This window comes from Burkholderia sp. Ac-20353, from assembly GCF_017104785.1.
In the GTDB taxonomy this organism is placed as follows: domain Bacteria; phylum Pseudomonadota; class Gammaproteobacteria; order Burkholderiales; family Burkholderiaceae; genus Burkholderia.
Genome location: NZ_JAAGPL010000467.1, coordinates 1 through 1,343 on the forward strand (window position 1 = coordinate 1; position 1,343 = coordinate 1,343).

Below are 1,343 nucleotides of genomic sequence, written 5' to 3' on the forward strand. Positions count from 1 at the left end.
GCCGTGCCGGGCGCGCCCGGCTCCGACGCCCCGGTGACGGGCGAAGCACCCGCGCCAGCGACGTCGTCGGCGACGCCGCGTGCGGCAGACGCCTGCGCAGGCGGGCTGGCAGGCGTGCCGCCGGACACCGGATGCGCCGAATTCGGACGGGTGGAGTCGAAAGAAGAAGAAGACGTGCCGGCCGAACCGGCAACAGAAGGCGTGTTTTCGCTCATGACGGTGGTCTGGTGCGTCGCTCACGCGTGTGGATTGACGAGGAATCATTATGCTTCAGCACCCGATCGCGCGGTGAGCCGACAACATCTTGTCATCAATGTTGCAAGGGTCAGGTCAGCTCCCGCACGGGAATCGTCGTCGTCCGATGCGATCGGTCCGCCCCGCCAGACATGCTGGACACCAGTGATATATCACAATAATATCGACGCATTGCCCACGTTCCTGAACGGCCCGAGCATGCGTTCGCCCCGTCCTGCCGCCGCGACCCAGCCCGCATGAACATCCTGACCGACGCCCCGCCGAGCCGCCAGCCCGACGCCTCGGCCGCCAGCCTCGCCGATCGCGCATACGCGCTGATCCAGCGCGACATCATCACGATGCGCCTGAAACCCGGCGCGGCGCTCAACGAGGCCGAGCTCGTCGCGCGAACCGGGATCGGCCGCACGCCGGTCCATCAGGCCGTGCATCGCCTCGTGCTCGAAGGGCTGCTGTCCGTGATGCCGCGCAAGGGCCTGATGGTGCAGCCGCTGTCGCTCGACGACATCGTCGCGGTGACCGACGTGCGCCGCATCAACGAGGCGCACTGCGTCGCGCTCGCCGCCCGTCACGCGTCGCCCGACGATCTCGCGCGGATGGCCGCGCTGCTCGACGACGGACAGGCTTGCGTCGACCGGTACGACGTCGAAAGCATGATGGACCTCGACCGCGCGTTCCATCAGGCGATCGGCGCAGCCGCGCGCAACCCGGTGCTCGCCGACATCCTGCGCGGGCTGCACGAGCGCTCGCTGCGCTTCTGGTTCGTCACGCTGTCCGAACCACACCACCTCGCCGACGTGCAGCGCGAACACCGCGAGCTGTTCGAACGGCTCGCCGCGCGCGACGCCGACGGCGCGCGTGCGGCCGTCGAACGCCATATCGATTCGTTCCGCGTCACCCTTCTTCAACATCTTCGCCCCTGAGCCGTCCATGACCACTTTCACGCCCTTCCCCCCGCTTGCCCAGCTTGCCGCGGACCTCGCCGCCGGCCGCACGACGAGCCGCGCGCTCGTCGACACCGCGCTCGAACGGATCGCCGATCCGGCCGGCCAGGGTGCCGTCGTGTTCACCGAGGTCGATGCCGACAACGC

Annotated in this window: 1 protein-coding gene and 2 pseudogenes; 2 read left to right on the top strand and 1 reads right to left on the bottom strand. The window is 68.9% G+C overall.

Going from position 1 to position 1,343, the window contains the following annotated elements; translation table 11 throughout:
- Nucleotides 1-215 (bottom strand): annotated as a pseudogene (locus G3N94_RS41350) (gamma-glutamyl-gamma-aminobutyrate hydrolase); the annotation flags it as partial.
- 276 nt (nucleotides 216-491) lie between these two features.
- Between G3N94_RS41350 and G3N94_RS41355 the strand changes: the two are divergent.
- On the top strand, nucleotides 492-1,175 hold the full coding sequence (locus tag G3N94_RS41355) for a GntR family transcriptional regulator (RefSeq protein WP_205799912.1): 684 nt from the start codon (nucleotides 492-494) through the stop codon (nucleotides 1,173-1,175).
- A 7-nt stretch (nucleotides 1,176-1,182) separates the two neighbouring features.
- A pseudogene (locus G3N94_RS41360) lies at nucleotides 1,183-1,343 on the top strand (amidase); the annotation flags it as partial.